The sequence below is a fragment of the Runella sp. SP2 genome (assembly GCF_003711225.1).
Lineage (GTDB): Bacteria > Bacteroidota > Bacteroidia > Cytophagales > Spirosomataceae > Runella.
The window spans coordinates 5,064,915-5,087,026 of the sequence record NZ_CP031030.1 but is presented as its reverse complement, the minus strand read 5'-3'; the positions used below and the strand labels follow the sequence as shown (position 1 = coordinate 5,087,026).

The following is a 22,112-nucleotide window of genomic DNA, read 5'->3' as shown; positions in this document are numbered from 1 at the left end:
AAATACGTTTAATTCGAGACTCGGGGCTTTACGTTTAAACAAAAAATCAGATGAAAATACAATTCTTTGGCGCGGCGCGCCGCGTAACGGGCTCTAAGCACCTGATTACGACCGAAAAAGGAACAAAAGTTTTGCTTGATTGTGGGATGTTTCAAGGGATTAACACCCAAGATCTTAACCAAAATTTTGGCTTCAAAGCCAATGAAATTGATTTTGTGGTGCTCTCCCACGCCCACATCGACCACACGGGGCTGCTGCCTCGCTTGGTTCGTAAAGGTTTCAATGGCCCCATTTATTGTACACCTCCAACGGCCGATTTGTGTAATATTATGCTGCTTGATAGCGCTTTTATTCAGCAAAAAGACTTGGAACGCATCAACGAACGCCGTCGGAAACGGGGCGACGAAGAGTTGGAGTTGTTGTACGATGAAAATGACGTGCGCAAAACCCTTGACATGCTCGTTACTGTGGACTACCACCAAGATTTTTGGCTCAATACCGACGAGATAAAAGTACGATTTACCGATACAGGACATATTTTGGGAAGTGCGGCGGTGCATTTGACCATCAAAGACCAAGGCATTGACAAGCAAATTACGTTTTCAGGGGATGTAGGCCGCCCCGACGATAAAATCTTGCGCAGCCCCGAGCCATTCCCCCAAGCCCAAGTAATCATTTGTGAATCCACTTACGGAAATCGTCAGCACGAACCAGAGCCTGATATGAAGGCGCACTTGCTGCGGGTGGTGCGCGATACCTGCGTAACGCGAGGAGGCAAACTGATTATCCCTGCCTTTGCCATTGACCGTACGCAAGAACTTATTTATGCCCTCGACCAATTGGCCAACGAGGGACTTTTGCCCCGTCTAAAAGTATTTATTGATAGTCCGTTGGCCATCAAGGCAACCTCTATCATGCGTAAACACGATGAATACTTTAATCCTGATATTTTGGAATATATAGAGAAAGACGGCGATGCGTTTAACTTCCCCAACTTGCACTACGTGTCGGATGTACAGGAGTCGAAGGCCATCAACGACCTCAAAGAGCCTTGTGTGATTATTTCGGCATCGGGGATGGCCGAAGCGGGACGCATTAAACACCATATCAGAAACAATATTCTCAACCCTGATAACACAATCATGTTGGTTGGCTATTGTTCTCCTGATAGTCTGGGCGGAGCGCTAAAACGCGGTGATTCTGAGGTGCGAATCTTTGGAGAAACGTACCAAGTGAAGGCGAGAGTAGAAGTGATGGATTCGTTTTCGGCCCATGCGGATTACAATGAATTGATTCAGTTTTTAAAATGCCAAGACCCAGCACAAGTGAAGACACTGTTTTTGGTACACGGCGAGTACGATAACCAAATTGCCTTTAAACACCGCCTCGAAGCTGAAGGGTTTAGACATATCGAGATTCCTGACCAATTCACGGTTTTTGAGGTGTAGAAACCAAACTTCCCGAAAGTTTTGAACTTTCGGGAAGTTGAAAACCTTCGGGAAGGTATCTACGAAAGAGGAGTTACTTCCACCACCGCTTCGCGATTGATACCGCCGTAAATGTGCGGGAATAATTCGCCGTTGTGCGGGGCAGGTTCGTAAAGCAGCGTTGAGGTAAGCTTTGACTCGTCGATGTGTAGCAAAACCAAACCCGTGACGCCTACGTAATACCGCTCCAACACACCCGCAACCTGCTCCTGGAGGCTACAATGGATGAACGTTTCGGCTTCAAAAGTTTCGCTAAAATACGCAGGCTTATCTTCGAAAGTTGCCCAATAAGTAGAGGGGACGATGTGGTAAATCATGCGTTAGCTGGCGTTTTTTCTTTGGGAGGAAACAAAAGCGAAGCAATGACTGCCACGGCCAAAATCCCCACAATAATGTACAAAGAGTATATTGTTTTGAAACCCCATTTTTCTAAGTAGCTGTGGGCAACCATCTTAGTTCCGATAAACGAAAGCAAGACGCCCAAACCAGGCTTGAGGTAATGGAATTTGTCCATAATGCTCGACAAGAAAAAGAACATCGAACGTAGCCCCATGATGGCAAATACGTTGGAAAAGAAGACGATGTACGGGTCTTTGGTGATGGAGAAAATCGCGGGAATAGAATCCACTGCGAAAATTAAATCGGTGAAGGCAATCACAATTACTACCACAAAAATAGGTGTGATGTACCATTTTTTGAACCGCTTGTGATAGACAAAAAAGTGGTCGATGACGTTGCGTTTATACACATTGAAGTACTTTGAAGCAAACTTCACCGCAATGTGATCGTTGGGGTTCATTTGTTCGTCTTCTTCCTTCTCGAACAAAATTTTCACGCCAGTATAAATCAAGAAGCCACCAAAGATGTAGATAATCCATTCAAATTGCTGGAGCAAGGCCGAGCCTACAAAAATGAAGACAAAACGAAGTAAAACAGCCCCTGAAATTCCCCAAATCAAGACTTTTTTGTAGAATTTTTCGTGAACGCCAAACGAATTGAAAATTAGAATAAAAACAAAAATATTATCGGCGGACAGCGAATATTCTACCAAATAGCCCGTGATGTACTCCAAAGCCATGTTGTTTTCAAAGATTTGAAGACTGGCCTCAAAGTCATTAGGCACAAGGACAAGGTGTTTGGCGTATTTATCTACAATGTCTTGTAAATGAGCCATATCTGACACATCGTGGATGAGGTAGCCATATTGCTTGATAAAGAAATAGAAGGCAACCGACAACGCCACCCAAATGGCACTCCAGATACCTGCTTCCTTAAAACTAACAATGTGGCTTTTTTTCTTGGAAAACACACCAAGGTCGATGAGCATTACGAAAATGACAAAAATCGTAAACGCTCCAAAAAATAGAGTTTCGTTCGAGAGCATATTTGTTTAGTGGGTAAAATAGCTTGAAAACATCCGCACGGAGGCTTTCGCAGGCTCTGTTCTAGGGGTAGAAGCGAGAACTGTTGGTCAAAGTTCCATAGATTCTTTCAGAAAGACAAGAATAGCAGTTCCTTATTCGATATTTTTCAGAAACTCCGCCAGCGCATTTGCACAGGCTTCGGGCGCTTCAAACATGCCCATGTGGCCTACTTCGGCGAGTACGAGCGTCTGCGCATTTTGGGGAAGTTCGTTGAGGCCAATATTTTTTTCAAAAGGAATAAATTTATCGTCTTTCCCAAAAATGAATAAAACAGGAAGAGACGTCGCCGCCAAAACCGCCGTACGGTCGGGGCGATTCATGATGGCTTTGAAGCCTGCTATCACCGCGTCGGTAGGAAGTTGGGAGTACGTTTGAATATGATTTGAAAGTGCTTCTGGGTTCTTTTCGAGGTAGCTTTCAGCATACATGTTGGGAGAAGCTTGTTTGATAAACGCTGCTGCCCCGTGGGTTTCCATGAAGCGGAGGGTTTTGACCCGCTGCTCGCGCTTGGCCTCGTCGTCGGCATAAGCCGTGGAATGAAACAGCCCAAAGCCAGCCAACAACTCAGGGTATTTTTCGGCAAAAGCCAGCGCAATGTAGCCTCCCATGGAATGCCCTACCAACACACAGCGCTCAATGCCTTGCTCCAACAACCACTCCCGAAGCCCTGCGGCGTAGTCTTCGATGCTCACAAAGCGAGTTTCGGAGGCGAGGTCGGGGGTAAAAATAGGGTACTCAGGAAGGCATTTTTTGATGCCTTCCCAAATAGAACTATCAATGCCGTGGCCGTGAACAAGTACGAGCGGTGTCATTAGGCGACTGATTTAAGGATGTGTATAGACGAACGCTCAAACTTCTCGCGGGCGTAATCGAGCGTAAGGGTAAACTCTTTAACGTCTTTGTTGGATGGCAAATCAAACATCGCATCGGTCATAATGGCTTCACAGATGGAGCGAAGACCACGGGCACCGAGTTTGTACGCCAACGCTTGGTCAACGATGTATTCGAGCACTTCATCGTCGAAAGTGAGGGCAATACCTTCCATGGCAAACAGCTTTTTGTACTGTTTTGTCAACGCGTTTTTGGGCTCCGTTAAAATCTGACGAAGCGCGTCGCGGTCGAGTGGATTGAGGTATGTCAACGCAGGAAGACGCCCGATAAGCTCAGGAATCAGACCAAACGACTTCAAGTCTTGGGCGGCTACGTAGCGAAGCAAGTTGCCTTTGTCGAAAATTTCACCCAAACGGCGGTCGGTCGTAAACCCAATCGGACGCGAGTTAATCCGTTTGGCAATGTGGCGGTCGATACCATCAAAAGCTCCTCCGCAGATAAACAAAATGTTTTCAGTATTGAGCGGAATCAGCTTTTGGTCAGGATGCTTACGCCCTCCTTGCGGCGGTACGTTCACCACCGAGCCTTCCAACAATTTAAGAAGCGCTTGCTGTACCCCTTCGCCACTCACGTCGCGGGTGATAGAAGGGTTATCGCTCTTGCGCGCAATTTTATCAATTTCATCAATAAAGACGATCCCACGCTCGGCAGCTTCGGCGTTGTAATCGGCCGCTTGGAGGAGACGCGTCAAGATGGTTTCGACGTCTTCGCCCACATAACCCGCTTCGGTCACGACGGTCGCGTCAGCAATGCAGAAAGGAACTTGGAGCATTTTGGCGATGGTACGCGCCAAATACGTTTTTCCCGTTCCTGTTTCACCCACCATGATGATGTTCGATTTCTCAATCTGTACCTCATCGTTCGATTTTGGCTGCATGAGGCGCTTGTAGTGGTTATAAACGGCCACCGAAAGCGTTCGTTTAGCCTCGTCCTGGCCGATGATATATTGGTCGAGGTAGCGCTTCATTTCCAGAGGCTTAACAAGGTTAAACTTCGGCGTAGAAGGCTTTTCTTTTTTCTTTTTTGGGTACAACTCTTCTTGCACTACCCCGTATCCTTGTTCGATACAGAAGTTACAAATATGGGCATCGATGCCCGAAAGCAGGAGCTGAACCTCGTTCTTGCGTCTGCCGCAAAATGAGCAATTAATTGCAGCCATGGAAGGTGTCAAAATAGGCGAAGTATGATTTTAATATGCAAAGGTAGATGATAACAACCACATTCGCGAATAAGTTTAGAGGTAAACTTACCTTTTCAACATTCGGCGAAAATCGTAGAAGAGTCGTTCAATGAGGCGTAGGTCTTCGGTGATGATTTCACCTGTGGCCGTCATGCCGTTGCGAAATGGGATTGTTCGTTTTGAAGAGGTAACTAATAACCCTTCAGGAAAACTGATTTTGAGTAAGTAGGTACTATCTTGGGGCAATTCCGAAATACTACGTACTTGCCCGCGCACGGTTCCAAATTCTTGAAAAGAATAGCTAGGCAACTTAACGATTACCTCCTGACCTTGCTTTACTTTTCCAAAATTGTGCTGCCCCGCGTACATTTCTGCATGAAAGCATCTACTGAAATCTTGCGATTGAGACAGGTGTTGTGTTTTTGGGATTCTAAAAACGTAGCAAGGTTAATCGAAAAATACGCCGTCGAGATTAGCCCACAGTGCGTTTCATTACTAATTTCTTGCTCAACAAACACCACATTACCCATCCCCGACGGGTCGGGGATGATGCGGTTGAAAGAAGCACCGTGTACTATCAAATTGTGAATCCTTGGGTAGTTGTCTGTCAGTGTTTTTAAGTTTTCAAGGGTTGTTTCTTCGCCGTATTTAATGAGCAATTCTACCGAAATGATACGCCTGTTTTCTAAACTATCTAACAACGATACAAAGTAACTCAACGGCTTTTCAACATAGACCCTTATTTGAAAATGACGACATCCTACCTGTTCAAATTGGTCTAAAATACGCACATAATCATGCTGACTTTGCGCATCTACATCAATAATGGCGTTTGTAACCTCAAAAGGAACCTCCCAATCCATTGAAATATCAGGGAATAACGCTAAGTCAGCTTGGTCGGAGTAAAAGCCAAATTCGTTGGCGATCAAAAAATCGAAATATTCTTCAATGGTTTCATCGTACTGAAAATGATAAAAGGCTTTAATTGCATCGACAGAGTTTTGTCTGTGCACTGTTAGGATTTCGTGTAGCCCATTGGGTATCAGGTGAAAACTTCCTCGTTGTACGTCACAAATCATGCTTCGTTTAGTTCCTTTAACCAATAAACAGCAAGCGTACAATCTAAAAAATGACTCTGCCATTCTATTCTTGTCAGTTGATAATTTTTGAATAGGGCTTTTCAAAAGCCTCGGCCAATGCCATGCCCTGATAAGCCGTTACGTAAAAAAATAGATTCTTCTTGGGCGTTTCGTTTACGGCTACTTTGGTCAAGAGTTTGAAAGTGACGGGCAGTCCCTTTACTCCTTTCAGTTCGGGAATCTCACCCATTTCTTTTTCTTTCATGCGTTTGCCAAAAAATCAGCGATGTATTTTTCGATGGGATAATTACATTTTTCAGACACCATGCTTATTTGTCTGTTGGGGTTACACTCCAAGAAAACATAGCGTTTATCTTTACTCACTATCATGTCAATAGCTCCCGCGTTGAGGTCGGCCAGTTGAGCAAACTTTCTTATTTTTTCTTCTACCTCACTTGGTAGTTTGTAAGGCACGATTCGGTTGGGTTTTTCGTGGTTGTAGTTACGCCAATCCAAGGAAGTTTTAGGGTCGCTTTGCGACATAATGGCTCCTGCCCACATTTTTTCATGGACAAATATCACCCTCAATTCATAGGCTTTAGGAATTTCTTCTTGAAATAATGTAGGAAAAAATTCTTCGTCTAACTCCACCACCACGTTGATACGCGCTCGGTATGATTGTAGTAATACACGCCCTCAAAAGTGCCAGTGAATGAGTCTTTGATGGATTTGTTGATAACTGATGGATGCTTTTTGACAAAGTCTTGTGCCTCTGCTTTGTGAGTAGTAATGAGCATGTCGGGTATATCTAACCCCGCCTGCCGCGCCATTTCTAAATGCCAGAGTTTGTTGGGGACTCGCTGAAAATAATTGCCTATGTGAGGTTTTTGTTCCAGTTGTTTGATGCAAAAGTCGGATAAAATTGTCAACTCAAAATCGAAGTAATCTGAAATGATTGTTTATATTTTTTATAGGTATTTAATCCTTTTCTATACCATATTTTTTTAGTTTTTTCATTAGCACATGATGTTAGTAGGTCTTTGTTTTCTGTAATTTTGAAAAAAAGGAAATATTAAATAATAAAATCCAATTTATAACATCATTAATAGTTTTTTCAGTAAGTGGTGAAATGATAACAATCATTTTGTGTTTTCTATTATCTGGACATTATTAAGGTATTTTTGTGCCACATATTCAGTGTCACATTGATATGTAGATAGTCCTCCGTTCAATGAAAAGATAAAATTATTGTTTTTTAAGTTATATATTACTTTTCTTTGGTAAGTTAAAAAATCTTCCCAGCCAATTTCCTGCCTATTCTTATTGATTTTTTGTAAATAATTTTCAGGGTAGATTGGATATACCCATTTATTTATTTTACTTTTATAATCATCTTGACTCATTATCAAAGTGTCGGAGGTTACTATTTTATATACTGCAGTTTTTTCTAATTCAAAAAGAGGGTTAAGTAGGCTTAAATAAAATGACGAAACACCAGGATGGATTTTTCCATGAATGGTTGCTTTTTTAAGAAGATCAAAAAAAATATTATTTTTATATCCTTGAGTATCAAGATTGTAAATGGAATATAAATACATGGGAGAGACTTCTAAAGAATCTCCTACTCCTATCAACTCTTCACTTGGGAATCCAAAAACTCTTATTAGACTATCAAGTTCATTTATATTATTTATATGCCGCTGATGGCTATCAGGGTAATTTTTTAACAAAATATCTTGATTCGTCTCGTAAATATTGTCTAATTTTCTTTTCAAATAAAAATTTGTACTTTTTAAATAATCTTCTCTAAATTTTTGAAATTGTATTTTTTCAAAATAAGATAAATCGTAATTTTCTTTAAATAAAGACCATGAGTGTTGTTTTTTTAAATACGATAAACAAACACCCTTGCGGGCAAGCTGCGAAAAACAATGAATAATTAAATTCGTATCTTTAACATATGCAGCCACAATTGCAGCATTATAGTAATCTTTTGCAAAACTTGAATTATTAATTTTAAAAGCATCTCTATAATAAGAACAACTTTTAGAGTAGTTAGAATCTAAAATGGCTAATTCAGCTTCGTTAATTTTAGAATAGTATTCAAGACTATTCTGCCCAAAACAGCTATAAACTCTGATGCATACAAATAATATTTGTGTCCAAAACTGCTTTTTCATCCTAATTGGTTTTAGAAGATAGTTTATGTTAATTACTAAATCATAAACTATCTTGTAATAATACTTAAGCTATAGCTCCTGTGCCGCCACCATTACTGCCTCCAGTGTCTACAAGTGGATAGCTCGAAACACCAACTTTTGAAGTTACAGATGGATTCCCATTGCTAAATATATAGGTAGAATCTGAGTTCTATACAATGAAAGATCTATTTGAAATTTCTGAACCTCCACCAGTAGCTACTACTTTATCCCCTCCTTTAATTAGTGATAGTTCTTCAATCTTTTTTCCCTCAAACTTTCCAAACTTACTTTCTGTTAATTTTTCCATAATTGTCATTTACCGAAGGGTTTTAGGCTCGCACTATTGCGAGTGGCTGCTTTCGGATGCAACAAACATAGAATTAATTTTAGTTAGAGCTGCTACGGAAATTTGATAAAAAATATCAAAAAAACGACTTTTTTATTTGTTTGAACAAGCTATCTTTATAATTTTTACTTTGTACAAATTTTCTCTCACCTACAACAGTCTCACATGAGTAGTATTGCAGCGAAGCTGTGTCAATACCGCGCAGCCTCAAAATTGACCCAACAGGCTGTAGCCGACCAACTTGGTATCAAAACCAACATCTACGGTTCTTGGGAAGCAGGCCATACATACCCCTCAGCTAGGTATTTACCTGAGTTAGCCGTAATTTTTGGGGTAAATATAAATGAACTCTTCCCAGACAACAACGAAAATAAATGGAATAGTAGTACTATATTAACCAAAAAAATGGACGAAAATGAGGCGATGAGGCTTGTTTTACGGAGCAAAGAAGAAGTAATAGAGGCCAAAAACGTAATTATTGCTAAACAGCTGGCACAAATCGAAAAATTACAGCATGAATTGAGTAATTGGAGACAAGAGAATGTTAAATAAGGTATATTCGAGATTATTAATCGTATTTTTATTACAAAAGTATATGCTAAAACGTTATAAAGTGTATGCTATTCTTTTAGTATAAAACAGCCCAAAGGTTATCAAACTTTTGGGCTGTTTTCGTTGGCGCTTACGCTCCTTGGAAAGTAGCTTCGGCTTTGTTCCAATCTACGACGTTCCAAAACGCATCTACGTAATCGGGGCGTTTGTTTTGGTATTTCAAGTAGTAAGCGTGCTCCCACACGTCAAGGCCGAGGATAGGTGTGCCTTTTACTTCGGCAATGTCCATCAACGGGTTGTCTTGGTTGGGAGTTGAAGTGATGGCTACGCCTTCGGCAGTTTTGATAAGCCACGCCCAGCCCGAACCAAAACGGCCCAACGCTGCTTTTTTGAACTCGTCCTTGAACGCATCAAATGAACCAAATTTAGCGTCGATAGCCGCCGCTAATTCACCTACTGGAGCACCTCCACCGTTGGGTGAAAGGATATTCCAGAAAAACGTGTGGTTCCAGTGGCCACCGCCGTTGTTACGAACGGCTGGTGAGATAGCGCCCGCATTGGCTACCAATTCTTCGATGCCTTTGCCTTCGTTTGGCGTACCAGCTACGGCATTGTTGAGGTTCGTAACGTAAGTATTATGGTGACGACCGTGGTGGATTTCCATTGTCGTTTGGTCGAAATGGGGTTCCAACGCGTCAGATGCGTATGGAAGCGGATCTAATGTAAAAGCCATGTGATTGGTTGTTTATTTTAAAAGTAAGATTGTATGTTCGAGAGCAAAACATCATGCCCGCGTTTTATGTTCGCAGCTTGAGGAAAAAATTCTTCAACAATTGCGTATTTTCTTCTTCAAGTACACCTCGGCGAACCAACGTTTTGGGGTGGAGCAGGGGCTGTTTGACGAGCGAAAAACCGCGTTTTTCGTCGGAAGCACCATAGACGACTTTGCCAATCTGCGACCAATACAGCGCACCCGCACACATCACGCAAGGCTCAAGCGTTACGTAGAGTGTACAATCGCGGAGATATTTTCCGCCCAAATACGAAGCCGCTGCCGTGATGGCCAAAATTTCGGCATGGGCAGTGACATCCGTCAATTGTTCGGTTTGATTGCGGGTTTTGGCAATAATTTTACGTTGGCATACGATCACCGCTCCCACGGGGATTTCGCCCGCTTCGGCGGCGGCTTCGGCTTCGTAAAGGGCTAGTTGCATGTAGTATTCGTCCGAAAATAAAGGGTACATAGTTGTGTACAGTAAGTCACAAAAATAAAAAAGGATATGACCTTCAAAGCCATATCCTCTTAAAAGTGTTTGAGTAGGTTGCTTACCTTAGGCGGCCATCGCAACGCTTTGTTCTTCTTCAAGGTACTGGATAAGTTTACTCAATGTAGTGAGTTTGTGATAATCTTCGTCAGGGATGCGCAAGCCAAACTCTTGCTCAAGCTTCATCATTAAGTCAACAGTGTCGAGGCTGTCAAACCCTAAATCTTTTACAAAATGAACATTTTCTGTGACGGCGCTTCGTTGTACGCCAAATTCTTCAAGGATGTTTAAAATACGATCTTTCATGGCACTGTACGTTATGGTGACTACTGGTTTCTACTATGCTTGTTTAACGTCGAGTTAGGCATAAAAATTTCACGAAATAAGATGAAACGAATGCTTCTTTACTTTTACTTTGTACAACCGCCTTTGAAACAGTAAGATAGGAGAAACGTTTTTTGTAAAAAAAGTAGAATCTGGCTTTTTTGTTGCCTATTTATTCTGACGGGCTGAGTAGTCACTTGTAAAAAAAATGACGTATAGTTTGGAAAGATTTTTGTAAATTTCGCTTTGAGCGGTACAGTACCGCACAGTTATCTGAAACAAGTTTTTTAAACTTGCCCACTTTCTTCCGAAATTGATATTTATACTAAAAATACTGATAGGTTAAGGAACGAATGAAAGCAAATGGTAGTAGTTAATCACTACTACCATTGTCCATTTGGTTATCTTTTTTTAGTAGCTTGCTCCCTCGATTTTTCTCCCTGTCGTTTTTTAAACTAACACAGAATTTATGAAACAGCTATTGGCTAGCTTTTGCCTTTTGATGACTTTTTTTTCGGGATTGGCGCAGGATTTTCGACCAACGTTTCATTATACTCCTCCCAAAAACTGGGTAAACGACCCCAACGGCTTGGTCTATCTTGATGGAGAGTATCATTTGTTTTATCAGTACAATCCTTTTGGGAACAAATGGGGGCACATGAGCTGGGGACATGCCGTGAGCAAAGACTTAGTGACGTGGGAAACGTTATCCGTTGCGCTACCTGAATACCCCAATGCTGACGGAACAACGACCATGGTGTTTTCGGGTTGTGCGGTAGTCGATAGCCTCAATACGTCAGGTTTTTTTGAGGAAGGATTTCATAAAGGACTGGTTGCTATTTACACGTCGCACATTGAAGGAAAAGCACAGCACCAAAGCATTGCGTATAGCAGCGATAAAGGCCGTACTTGGCAACTGTATGAGAAAAACCCTGTGCTGGATTTGGGAATGAAAGACTTTCGTGACCCCAACGTAATCTGGTATCCTGAACACAACGCTTGGATTATGACCGTGGTAAAACCGCTAGAATACACCGTGCAGTTTTATGAGTCCAAAGACTTGAAAACGTGGGCGTTGCTGAGTGAATTTGGCAAACAAGGCGACATGACCAAGATTTGGGAATGTCCTTCGCTGATTAAAATACCCGTAGAAGGGAAAGGTAAAAGCCAGTCGAAGTGGGTATTGATGATTTCAAGCGGGCATCGGCAAAAGGGTTATTTGGCGATGCAATACTTTGTTGGGGACTTTGACGGGAAGCAATTTACACCTCAAAAACAAGATGAAATTTTGTACGTGGACGAAGGAAAAGATTTCTACGCGGGAATTCCGTTTAGTAATTTGCCCCCAAAACACAAAAAACCAATCATGATAGGATGGATCAACGATTGGGAATATGCCAACGATATTCCTACGGGCGATACTTGGCGAGGGGCATTTTCGGTGCCACGTGAGATGTCGTTGCGGATGACACCTAACGGTTATCGGCTTTTTCAACGGCCTGTACCTATGTTTCAAAAAGTGATGAGTAAAAAAGCGTTAGTGGCTAAAAATACGGCCATCAGTGGTGTATGGAAAGTGCCTTTTCAGGGGAGTTCGTACGATTTACTGCTGGCAATCCAACCTCAAAAAGCAGAAGGGTTTACGCTTCGTTTGCTTCAAAGTGGAGAGGAAGCGACCGTGTTACGCTATGATGTGGCTACCCAAGAACTTTCGCTCGACCGCACCAAATCTGGCTTGACCGAATTTCACCGCCGTTTTTCGGGTATTGATCGGGTAAAAGTACCGCTCCGAAAAGGTAAGCTGTATGTGAGGGTATTGGTAGATAAGTCAATCGTGGAGGTGTTTGCGCAGGGGGGAGAAAAAGTAATGACTAATTGGGTATTTCCCACCAAAAATGCGGGTGAAATCTCCATTGCTTCAGAAGGTAGCAGCGTTAAAGTAAATTCCTTGTCTATCAAGACCTTCTAGTTTGCAAATCACGAAAGCATTTCTAACTTGCAGACCATTACTAATATACCTATGATGAACAGAAAATACGCTTTAGTATCGGTCGGAGAACTGCTGGCCGACCTTATCGGAACGGAGTTTACCCAAAACTTAACTGACACTACCACCTTCCAACGTTTTCAGGGAGGAAGCCCCGCTAACTTAGCCGCTAATATGGCGCGCTTGGGCAACCAGACCGCGCTGGTGTCGTGCGTTGGTATCGACAATGTGGGCAATTATCTCATTGAGAAAGTGGCTGAAACGGGCGTTGATACAACTTACATCGCCAAAGATGCCTTGGCTCCTACGAGTATTGTGTTGGTGTCACGTACCAAAGGAACGCCCGATTTTATTGCGTACCGCACGGCCGACCGAATGATTCAACGGGAACATATTTCGGACGAGTTACTCAAAAATGCCTCATTTTTTCATACTACTTGTTTTGCCTTGAGCCAAGAGCCTGCCCAAAGCGCCATTGTAGATGCGGCAGCAAGGGCGCAAGCAGCGGGCTGTATCGTAAGCCTTGACGCCAATTATGCGCCGCCTATTTGGCCCGACCGTGTGCAAGCCCAAAAAGTGATTGCGGATTATTGTAAAAACGGTGCTTTTGTAAAACTAAGTGAAGACGACGCCGAGCGAATTTTCGGCGAAGTTTGTCCAAATGCAGCGATTATTCAGGCTTTCCACCAAATGGGAGCGCAGTTGGTGTGTCTTACGTTGGGAGGAAAAGGAAGCATTGTTTCGTCTAATTATGGCAAAGATTACGTAGAAATAGAAGGCCGTCCGATTGAAGTAAAAGACGCTACGGGGGCGGGCGATTCGTACTGGTCAGGGTTTTTGACGGCGTGGCTGGACGGCAAAACCCCAGCCGAATGTGCCCAAGCGGGAGCCAATATTGCCGCGCTGAAAATCAGCACCGTAGGGCCGCTTCCCGCCAAAGTCGATAGAGCTATCTTGTATTGATTTTGTCGGGTTACTTTGAATCGGTTGTGAGCAACCCGACTCACGGTAAAGCGGGTTGCTCATCCGTGAACAGGGTTGCTCACAACCCGCCTTACTGATTCTATTTGTTAGAAGTAACCTGCAGTCGATTTTCGTCGCCCGTTCGGTAGGGAACGTAATAAATCACCATTTCCATCATTTCAGAGGTGGTATTCCAGCCAAAGCCTACGTCGCGGGCAGGTTTGAAGGGATTGAGGAGGTTTTCTTCCGTATTGTCATAGGCCGCTTCGGCCAATATAACGGTGCCGCGAGGTACTTTCACGAGCTTTTCAAATTGGTAGGTCATTTGCCAATTAAAATCCCAATTGTCAATTTTAATAAACGGTGCCAAGTCGCCGTCGGGTGTGATTCCAAACGACTTGAAGGTTTTGCCCAAATAGTGCATGTGGGGCAAAATCGAAATCGCGGAAATATCTTCTTTGAGCGGCCCTAGGCTCATAAAAAATGACGCCTTTTGGTTGGCCCGAATCAGAAACGGTGGATTCGTGATGTGCTGCTCGTGAAGAATAAGTGACTGAACTTCGCGCTCGACGGGCTTACGGGTGTAGTAAAGACGGATTTCTGATTGATCGGTTTGGAAGGTGGCCGAGGGTGAGTAGTGCATGTACAAAATCAGGTTTGAATGTGCCTTGATTTTCTTCGCAACGCCATCGGGAAACTGAATGCGGTCATTGCCAGGCACCCAGCCGTAAAGAAATTCGTCGGCCATGGGTATTTTCTGGAACTCCGCCAACTTGGGGTCAGTGCCCTGCATTCCTTCCAGCCCCGCCATGCGTCCGCTGGTATCTACCATCACACGGCTGTGGTGTACCACTTTGCGGTTGCCAGGTAAAAACTCAATGGCTTCCACCATCACATCTTCGGTTAGCCCAGTGGGAATGTGAAAATACCTAAACTCTTCAACGCCCGTATTGGGAACCGTAAACGGATTTTGCATTTTTAGAACCAAATCGGGTTGGCGCTTTTCGGTCGATAGTCCACGGTCGATGGTCGAATGGCTGGTTGTCACATCTGTTGACCGTCGTCTATTGACTGTTGACTTAGCGTTTAAGGACCTCCCTTCCACACTTCCTTGTGCTACCCATTGTTGAATCAACGCAATTTCGTCCTCGGTGAGTCCGCGTTCGTTGGCATAATGCTGAAAAGAGCGGTCGGCAGGAAAAGGAGGCATGTAACGGATTTGGGTGACTTTGGCCACAAATTCGGAACGTTTGGCAACTTCTTGGTAGGTTTGGAGACTAAAAGGCCCGATGCCGCCAGGGCGGTGGCAACCCGTGCAGTTTTTGGCGATGATGGGTTCAATCTGCTCGTAAAAGGTTGTTTTCGTTTGAGCCCACGAGTTAGTAATAAAAAACAGTAAAGAGAGCGTTAACCCCAGTCGCATTAGTTGAGGGCATCAAAATTGGCCAATTCCATTGTTTCTTCCCCCATGACCAAGGCATAAACACCCATTTTTGTGAGCATTCTCAAATGGTTTTCACTGATAGACCAAGAAGCAAAGACGGTTACTAAGTTTTTGTCCTTAAATTCTGGGAATCGTTGTTTGAACTCCTCAATACGAGCGGGGAGCTCTTTAATATCGTCGTTGCGTGGCGAAAACTTAGCCTCTAAAAAGAACACCATATTTTCAGTTTCAGTGACAGCATCGGCTTCAAACGAATCAGCACGGTTGCTTGGATTATAGCGTGTCCAACGCACGAAATGGTTGACTAGACTAGGCTCATTAAAATATTCTGCGGCAACACGAGGCAGGTTTGGGGCGGCAAAATCTTCCACAAACGTACCCAACTTGCGACTCAAGTCGCCCATTTTCTTATGGAGGTCTTTGGTACTGGTTCGCATCTCATTTTTGAACTCCGACATCTCGTTCTTGAACTCCGACATTTCATTTTTGAACTCAGACATCTCGGCCTTCAATTTAGCTGTGTCTGCTTCCATGCGATCACCAATAGCTCTTAAATCTTCACGCAATTGCCGATTATCTCGCTCTGTGATAATAATAAAATCAGAGAGGATATCTTCCAAAGTAGCCACTTTTCGGCTCATCCGTCTTACTTCTTCTTTGAATTCCATCTTTAGTTGCGTTCAATGACTTTCCAAAAATAAAACAAAACCCGCCCAAAAACAAAAATAGCAGACCCCGAAGAGTCTGCTATTTTGAGTAAAGTAAAAAGATTTATCTCACTATAAAGTTTAAGCGGCAGTTTGCGTTAGCTTGTGATACTGGAGTCGGATCAAGGCAGATACTGTCTTCGTTCCATGTTTTGAATACCAAACCAGTAGAAGTAGTCAATTCCCAAGTTACCACAAAAGCATCGGCAGCAGCACCAGTTTTAGCACCTTGCAAACGTGCTCCCGCAGGGCGAGGACGAGCAGGGTTATCAAATACTTTTACCGCATTTACTTTGTCATACTTAACCGTCGCATCTTTGTAAAGGTTATAAATTTCCGCAGGGGTGATGCTAAATGCATTCCACTGACGATTTCCAGCAGGTGCATCTATGGTTTTTACTACCTTTCCTCCGCTACCCAAAGAGACTGTTTTAGGGTTGCCATCAGGGTCGGTATATGACTCAATCATATCAACTTTGATAACAATTTTATTGACTGTTAGTTGATTGTCAAGAGACACCCAGCGGATTTTAAAATCAATTTTAGAAGCGTCTTGGCCTGTAAGAGGGAAAGTTTTTGCATTTGCTGCAATATTAGCTTTTGAAGCTTCGGCTACTCCGTCAAAAACGCCCCAGCCATGTACACCTGGTTCCCAAGGTTTGTTTGGGTTCAACGATTCATCACGGCATCCTACCAAAAGGAAAATCGCCAGAGATAGTGAATATATAAGTGTTTTTTTCATTTTTTCATTCTTTAGGTTTGGAGAATGAAGAATGCCAAAGCTAAAATTCGACATTCTTCATTCTAAATTCGTCACTATATTAAAACTCCCACTTCACTTTCACTTTGTCCCAGAAGATTGGGTCGCGGTCAAAAATCACATCTGTGATATATTTAGAAGCGTTAGGGTTCAGTGCACCTTCCGACTGAGGATAAGGCAAACGCAACGCGTATTGACGTGGTGGTTTTGAGATTGGAGTCATGATACCTACCGAAAACTGCTTAAATTGACTTTGGATAGGATAACCTGTGCGGCGTTGGAAATTCCACAAATCCATCCCTTGCCCCCAAGAGCAGAACCAAATCTGCTTAGCTACTACATTGAGTTTAGCAGAATTTGTAGCAGCAGCATCGTAAAGCTTCAACCATTCATTTACGTAAGCAGTAATATCAGCCGCAGCAGGTGCTTTGGCGCGGGTTGGGTCAGACTTTAGTCCTTGTGCTACTACTACTGCAATTTGCTCACGCATGGCTGCTTCAAATAACGCTTTTGCGTCGCCTGTTACACCAGTATTATCCAAAATTGCCTCAATTTGGTAGTACTTTGTGTTCCAGCTGTGGATGATAGGCCATTGACCATCACCACCCGTGTTAAGGGCAGCTTGTCCAGTCAATGCTACTGCAGCAGTGGTTTTATCAGAATAAACACCACCAGCGGGATAACATCCTGGAGCAGTCCGCAACGGTCCATCGGCTGCTGCTCCTGAAACATCACCACGGTCGCGACCAAAGAAGCCAGCGATGTAGGCTATCTCACTAGCTGGCAAGTCTCCTGTGAATCCAAAAACTCTTTTATATTCTTCCAAGAAAGTGGCACGTAATGGCAAATAAGAACCTCCAAATGGGGTTGTACCGCGGTCAGTCGGGTTGTTTTGGTCTAGGACGCGGCTTGTCTGACGATAAAAGTAGAAAGGCAAGCGTGGATCTTTGTTTAGGATCATCTCACCCATCAACTGGTGGTTGATATAACCTGGGTCACCAAGACCTGCGTATGTTCCGTACCAGGGGTGGGTATTTCTCTCAGGCGCTACTTGCTTAGAGTACAAATAAGTCCAGTTTTGGGCAGCAGTAGTAATATAACCACCCGCATCAAAAGCGGCTTTTAATTCTGCATTTCCGTTGGCGCGGCCTTTACGAGAAGTAAGCAATAAGCGTAGCTTCACTGTTTTTGCAATGCGCGTCCAAGTAGCAGCACTCCCACCACCGAAATAATCGTTGGCTACGGCTACCGCCTGTGGTTTTGCCAATTCTGCAATCGCTTGGTCGCACAATTTGAGCAAGTCTTCATAAATCTCCGAGTCTTTATCAAACTTCGGTGTTTTATTAGGCTCTGCGGCATTTCCTTTCCACGCCTCAGTGTAAGGAATATCACCAAACATATCCACCATGTGACCTACCGAAAATGCTTTCAAAGTCAAAGCGATTCCACGATAAACGGGATTTTTTCCATCTGCTGAGGCCTTTAACATCTCTTCAATGGTCTGCAATGATCGATAGTTAGCATTCCAAGTCCCCTGAAAAGACGTATTACTCAAGTTGTAAGAATCTGAACTCGTGCTAAGGCCAGCAAAACCCATTGCAGCGTCGTTAACAGCAAGGTGTGCATTAACGGCTGCGTTTTCTGCAACAGGTAACAAAAGCGCTAACGAGCCCGTCGCTGGTCGGTTAGGGTCAGTGTTAATATCCAATTCTGTCAGTTGGCAAGAACTTGCAATGGCAATAAGTCCTCCTAGCGACAGGGTTTTAACTATGTTTTTGTAATTCATTGTATGTCTCTTTTGAATGATGAATGAATTGGGCTACTGATTAGAACGTTGCCGTTATGTTCAGACCAAAACGACGAGTCGATGGTGAAGCCCCTAAATCAAATCCTTGGATGTTTGAATCAGAGAAGTTTGATAAAATCTCTGGGTCAAAGTTCAAGCCAGGCAACATGTTTGGAGCGTAGAACCACAAGTTACGACCCGAAGCAGAGAGGCGAAGCCCACCAAATACTTTCGTGTATTTTTTTAGGAATGTTTTTGGAACTTCATAACCCAAAGAAATTTCACGCAAGCGGATAACTGTAGCATCGTAGATGTTTACTTCATCAGCACCGTATGCACCATAGCCATCTGTGAAGTGGTACTGGAAGGCAGACATGGCAATCGTGTTTTTGATAGGCTTACCGTCGTCACCCAACAATGGCTTGTACGTAGCTGGATCACCCAAGACACCTGGAATTACGCGCATTCCTTCACGATCTTCTGAAGTTTTCAACTGACCACGCAACAACAACGACGCTGCCGTAGATGAGAACAAGCTTCCACCCGCTTTGTAATCAAGCAAGATATTCAAATTAAATCCTTTGAAAGACACTGTGTTTGTCCAACCCAAAGTGTATCTTGTGTTAGGATCTCCGATGATGGACGCACTAGCCGCGCGGATTGGCAAACCAGTGTTAGGGTTAATCAACAAGTTGCCATTTTCGTCGCGTGCATTTACTGATCCGTAAATTTGGCCATAAGGCAATCCGTTACGGAAGATAGTTCCCAATGACGAAAGACCAGTTCCACCGATGAAGATTTCTCCACCAGGGCCTGCATCTTCTACTTTAGAGCGGATACGTGTATAAGCTACAAACGAAGTCCAAGTAAAGCCATTACGTAGTTTTACTGGCACAAGCGTTAAGCCCAATTCCCATCCTTTGTTTGAGATTTTACCTGCGTTGGTGATTTCTGTGTTAAAACCAGTAGTGTTTGGCAACTGACGCGTTACAATCAAATCTGTAGAAACACGATTAAAGTTAGCAATATCAACACCGATACGGTTGTTTAAGAATTGAAGTTCGGCACCTAATTCTACCTCAGACGTAAATTCTGGTCTTAGAGAGGCGTTGTTCAACTGGCTTGGTAAAGAAGCGGTTGAAATGGCCGTTGCATTGTAGAAAGTACGACTCAAGTTGTAAGCCGTATTTACTTGGTATGGATCTGCATCTTTACCTACCTTAGCATAGTTAGCTCTGATTTTACCAAAGTTGATAATGTTTTTAGGAAGAGCAAAGATGTCAGTGAAGATAAGCGAACCTGAAATAGCAGGATAGATATAGCTATTGTTAGCCGCAGGTAAGGTAGAAGAATGGTCTTGACGAACTGATGCCGTAATGAACGCATAGTTGCCATAACCCAAGGTTAATTCAGAGAAAATACCATACAAACGGCGCTTGCGAGAATATTCGTACGCAGTTTGGGTCAAAGTTGCTGCAGTTGTCATTACGTTTGGATCAATTACAGGAGATCCAGCTACGCCTGACTCACTGTAACTACGTTCGTTAGGGTTAAATCCAAGCAATAATTTTGCGTTGAATTTTTCAGTAAAGTCATGCTGTGCGGTGGCCAAAAACGTAAAGTCAACCTCTGAATTGGTCAAATCTTGGCGTAATACAGACCCAAGTGGCTGGAAAGTACCACCTGGACGAACTTGGTTGCGGCGAATTTCTGAGTACGTATTCAAACCACCCCGAGCCGTTAGGTTTAACCAAGGTGTTACGTCGTAACTCAATGCCATGTTTCCGTAAACACGGTTTACACTTGAGGTATAAAGATTGTACTTAGACGTCCAAAGTGGATTGTCAAGTGCACGGTAGAATACGTTTGAACCATCCACTGGGTTTTCAAAAGGATAGCCGTTCAAATCATAGTTACGTGGCAAATAAAATAAACGACTATAGATAGATCCAGCTGAAGCCAAGCCGCCGTAATCAGCATAATAACCAGCACCTGATTGTGGGCTTGTTTGGTTGGTACGGGTATAGGCTACGCTACCGCTCACATTTAGGCCATTGACCAAGGTAGCATTTCCACCGAAACTCAATGTAGTACGCTCTGTTGATGAGTTAGGAACAATCCCATCATTTTTTGTACGTGACATTGACGCATTGATAGATGTTTTGTCACCCGTAGAGTTAATTTGGATACCGTTTTCCAATACTTTTCCTGTACGGAAAAATCCACCTACAATATCGTATGCTTTCAAAGGTACTGCAATACCACGGCCATTTGCTTGCAATAGCTCAGGGAAAGCTGTTTTGTAACGCGCGGCACCGTATGGAACAGTAGCATCTACCAATGGGTGAGGAATTGTACCTGCAGGATAATCAGGGTCAATGATTTTAGAATAACGCTCAAAGCCCAAAGCCGCGTTGATACGATCTACTGCATCTGGCATGGCAGTTCCCCAGTTTCCGATAAAACCACCATTATACGTTTGATTTGAACCTTGAGAATAGCTATCTTGGTACTCAGGTAATGAAGATATTTTTTCAACCGAATAAGAAGAATTGTAGGTTACTTCCAATCCTTTGCGGGCCGATTTGCTACCTGCTTTTGTGGTGATAACGATTACCCCATTGGCAGCACGTGAACCGTAAAGCGCCGAAGCCGCTGCACCTTTCAATACCGTCATTGACTCAATGTTGTTAGGGTCGATGTCATACGCACGGTTTGAGGTTACGGTGTTTTGGTTGTAACCTTGGGTCGAGTTTACACCGTTATCAAAAGGAATACCGTCCACAACAAAAAGAGGTTGGTTATTACCTGTAAATGAGTTGTTACCACGAATGGTGATACGAGTACCCGCACCTGGGGCACCGTTACCTGCTGTGATGTTAACCCCTGGCACTTTACCACTCAATGCACGAAGTGGGTCAGGCTCAGAACGTTGTTGTAAATCAGACCCTTTTACGTTAGAAACGGCAAAAGCCAATGCCTTCTTGTCGCGCTGGATACCAACCGCCGTTACTACCACTTCCGACAATTGCTTGGTGTCAGCTGCCAAGGTAACGTTGATTTGGGTGCGGTTACCTACAGCAATTTCTTGAGAAACCGTACCAACAAAGCTAAACACTAATGTAGAGCTGTTAGAAGCATCTATTGAATAGCTTCCATTCCCGTCGGTATTCACACCTTTCGACGTACCCTTTACTACTACCGACACACCTGGCAGGGCACTCCCGTCCTCTGCCGAGGTCACTTTTCCTGTAATCTTGCGATCTTGAGCCACTACTGTGACACAACCTGCGCATATCAACAGGAAGCTCAGAAATAGAATTTTCCTCATAGGGATGTTTGATTTGATTTAGTTTGGTTAGATAAGTGAAACATTAGTTATGGTTAAGAAAAACGCGTGAGCGCAAAAGCAAAAACGGCTATATAATCATCGCAGAACTGCAATAGAATCCATACCATAGAACAACTATATAAAGGCATTGCATCAAATGTGTTGCCTAGATATTATTCAATGTATGTCTATCTGTCTGGAATGAAAAATAGCAGCGCTATAAGAAATACGAAGAAATTGAGAAAGTAGAGTTTTTTGTCATATCAAGATTTAGTTAGGTTAAGAAAATTCCGTTCGTAAAGTAAATCAAATAATCCAAGAAATCAAATAGGAAGTAAATTCGGTAAAAGTGTCGATTTACCAAAAATCATCTATGAAAAATGGG

23 protein-coding genes are annotated in these 22,112 nt (G+C 43.2%); 4 read left to right on the top strand and 19 right to left on the bottom strand.

Translation table 11 applies throughout. From position 1 onward, the window contains the following. The first annotated feature begins 50 nt into the window (after positions 1-50). The gene (locus DTQ70_RS20490) at positions 51-1,448 is read left to right on the top strand and encodes an MBL fold metallo-hydrolase RNA specificity domain-containing protein (protein ID WP_122932541.1); all 1,398 of its coding nucleotides are present in this window, start codon (positions 51-53) and stop codon (positions 1,446-1,448) included. A 59-nt stretch (positions 1,449-1,507) separates the two neighbouring features. Here the strand turns inward: DTQ70_RS20490 and DTQ70_RS20485 are convergent, their stop codons facing one another. The 11 genes from DTQ70_RS20485 to DTQ70_RS30810 form a co-directional block, all read right to left on the bottom strand. Next, positions 1,508-1,804 carry a DUF952 domain-containing protein gene (locus tag DTQ70_RS20485; RefSeq protein WP_122932540.1) on the bottom strand — a complete coding sequence of 99 codons (297 nt, stop codon included), beginning with the start codon at positions 1,802-1,804 and terminating at the stop codon, positions 1,508-1,510. Then, a complete protein-coding gene (locus DTQ70_RS20480; RefSeq protein ID WP_122932539.1) occupies positions 1,801-2,871 on the bottom strand; it encodes a TerC/Alx family metal homeostasis membrane protein in 1,071 nt (356 codons plus the stop codon). The genes DTQ70_RS20485 and DTQ70_RS20480 overlap by 4 nt, the downstream gene beginning before the upstream one ends. 132 nt (positions 2,872-3,003) lie before the next feature. Next, positions 3,004-3,723, bottom strand: a complete 720-nt coding sequence (locus tag DTQ70_RS20475; protein ID WP_122932538.1) for an alpha/beta fold hydrolase — start codon at positions 3,721-3,723, stop codon at positions 3,004-3,006. Next, positions 3,723-4,961: an ATP-dependent Clp protease ATP-binding subunit ClpX gene (gene clpX, locus DTQ70_RS20470; RefSeq protein WP_122932537.1), complete on the bottom strand. Its 1,239-nt coding sequence runs from the start codon at positions 4,959-4,961 to the stop codon at positions 3,723-3,725. The genes DTQ70_RS20475 and clpX overlap by 1 nt, the downstream gene beginning before the upstream one ends. 87 nt (positions 4,962-5,048) lie before the next feature. After that, positions 5,049-5,258 (bottom strand): hypothetical protein, encoded by a 210-nt coding sequence (locus DTQ70_RS20465; protein ID WP_409050418.1) that lies wholly within the window; start codon positions 5,256-5,258, stop codon positions 5,049-5,051. 59 nt (positions 5,259-5,317) lie between these two features. Further along, positions 5,318-6,061, bottom strand: coding sequence for a hypothetical protein (locus DTQ70_RS20460; protein WP_229599977.1), 744 nt, complete (start codon positions 6,059-6,061; stop codon positions 5,318-5,320). Positions 6,062-6,134: 73 nt separating this feature from the next. Then, entirely contained in the window at positions 6,135-6,326 is a 192-nt protein-coding gene (locus DTQ70_RS20455) for a hypothetical protein (RefSeq protein WP_122932534.1), read from the bottom strand. Then, entirely contained in the window at positions 6,323-6,718 is a 396-nt protein-coding gene (locus DTQ70_RS20450; protein ID WP_164490132.1) for a hypothetical protein, read from the bottom strand. Before DTQ70_RS20450 ends, DTQ70_RS20455 begins: the two co-directional genes overlap by 4 nt. Continuing rightward, a complete protein-coding gene (locus DTQ70_RS20445; RefSeq protein ID WP_122932532.1) occupies positions 6,703-6,990 on the bottom strand; it encodes a hypothetical protein in 288 nt (95 codons plus the stop codon). The genes DTQ70_RS20450 and DTQ70_RS20445 overlap by 16 nt, the downstream gene beginning before the upstream one ends. Before the next feature lie 210 nt (positions 6,991-7,200). After that, a complete protein-coding gene (locus DTQ70_RS20440; protein WP_122932531.1) occupies positions 7,201-8,241 on the bottom strand; it encodes a hypothetical protein in 1,041 nt (346 codons plus the stop codon). Positions 8,242-8,431: 190 nt separating this feature from the next. Further along, positions 8,432-8,578, bottom strand: a complete 147-nt coding sequence (locus DTQ70_RS30810; protein ID WP_164490131.1) for a hypothetical protein — start codon at positions 8,576-8,578, stop codon at positions 8,432-8,434. A 195-nt stretch (positions 8,579-8,773) separates the two neighbouring features. On the opposite strand from DTQ70_RS30810, the gene DTQ70_RS20435 reads away from it, so the two are divergent. After that, positions 8,774-9,160 (top strand): helix-turn-helix domain-containing protein, encoded by a 387-nt coding sequence (locus tag DTQ70_RS20435; RefSeq protein WP_122932530.1) that lies wholly within the window; start codon positions 8,774-8,776, stop codon positions 9,158-9,160. Between the two features lie 130 nt (positions 9,161-9,290). Here the strand turns inward: DTQ70_RS20435 and DTQ70_RS20430 are convergent, their stop codons facing one another. From DTQ70_RS20430 to acpP, 3 genes are all read right to left on the bottom strand, one after another. After that, on the bottom strand, positions 9,291-9,893 hold the full coding sequence (locus DTQ70_RS20430; RefSeq protein ID WP_122932529.1) for a superoxide dismutase: 603 nt from the start codon (positions 9,891-9,893) through the stop codon (positions 9,291-9,293). A 64-nt stretch (positions 9,894-9,957) separates the two neighbouring features. Then, positions 9,958-10,404 (bottom strand): nucleoside deaminase, encoded by a 447-nt coding sequence (locus DTQ70_RS20425; protein ID WP_122932528.1) that lies wholly within the window; start codon positions 10,402-10,404, stop codon positions 9,958-9,960. Between the two features lie 87 nt (positions 10,405-10,491). Continuing rightward, complete coding sequence (acpP, locus tag DTQ70_RS20420; protein ID WP_122932527.1) at positions 10,492-10,731, bottom strand: acyl carrier protein; 240 nt, start codon at positions 10,729-10,731, stop codon at positions 10,492-10,494. 487 nt (positions 10,732-11,218) lie between these two features. Here acpP and DTQ70_RS20415 point away from each other — a divergent pair, with 487 nt between their 5' ends. Both DTQ70_RS20415 and DTQ70_RS20410 read left to right on the top strand, forming a co-directional pair. Continuing rightward, positions 11,219-12,718 (top strand): glycoside hydrolase family 32 protein, encoded by a 1,500-nt coding sequence (locus DTQ70_RS20415; RefSeq protein WP_122932526.1) that lies wholly within the window; start codon positions 11,219-11,221, stop codon positions 12,716-12,718. 51 nt (positions 12,719-12,769) lie between these two features. Continuing rightward, the gene (locus DTQ70_RS20410; protein ID WP_122932525.1) at positions 12,770-13,699 is read left to right on the top strand and encodes a carbohydrate kinase family protein; all 930 of its coding nucleotides are present in this window, start codon (positions 12,770-12,772) and stop codon (positions 13,697-13,699) included. Between the two features lie 100 nt (positions 13,700-13,799). On the opposite strand, the gene DTQ70_RS20405 is transcribed toward DTQ70_RS20410, so the two are convergent. From DTQ70_RS20405 to DTQ70_RS20385, 5 genes are all read right to left on the bottom strand, one after another. After that, positions 13,800-15,122 (bottom strand): cytochrome c, encoded by a 1,323-nt coding sequence (locus DTQ70_RS20405; protein WP_122932524.1) that lies wholly within the window; start codon positions 15,120-15,122, stop codon positions 13,800-13,802. Continuing rightward, the gene (locus tag DTQ70_RS20400; RefSeq protein WP_122932523.1) at positions 15,122-15,811 is read right to left on the bottom strand and encodes a hypothetical protein; all 690 of its coding nucleotides are present in this window, start codon (positions 15,809-15,811) and stop codon (positions 15,122-15,124) included. The genes DTQ70_RS20405 and DTQ70_RS20400 overlap by 1 nt, the downstream gene beginning before the upstream one ends. 103 nt (positions 15,812-15,914) lie before the next feature. Then, on the bottom strand, positions 15,915-16,592 hold the full coding sequence (locus DTQ70_RS20395; RefSeq protein ID WP_122934495.1) for a hypothetical protein: 678 nt from the start codon (positions 16,590-16,592) through the stop codon (positions 15,915-15,917). A gap of 79 nt (positions 16,593-16,671) precedes the next feature. Further along, entirely contained in the window at positions 16,672-18,396 is a 1,725-nt protein-coding gene (locus tag DTQ70_RS20390) for a SusD/RagB family nutrient-binding outer membrane lipoprotein (RefSeq protein ID WP_122932522.1), read from the bottom strand. Between the two features lie 40 nt (positions 18,397-18,436). Further along, positions 18,437-21,727, bottom strand: coding sequence for a SusC/RagA family TonB-linked outer membrane protein (locus DTQ70_RS20385; protein WP_122932521.1), 3,291 nt, complete (start codon positions 21,725-21,727; stop codon positions 18,437-18,439). Positions 21,728-22,112 lie beyond the last annotated feature (385 nt).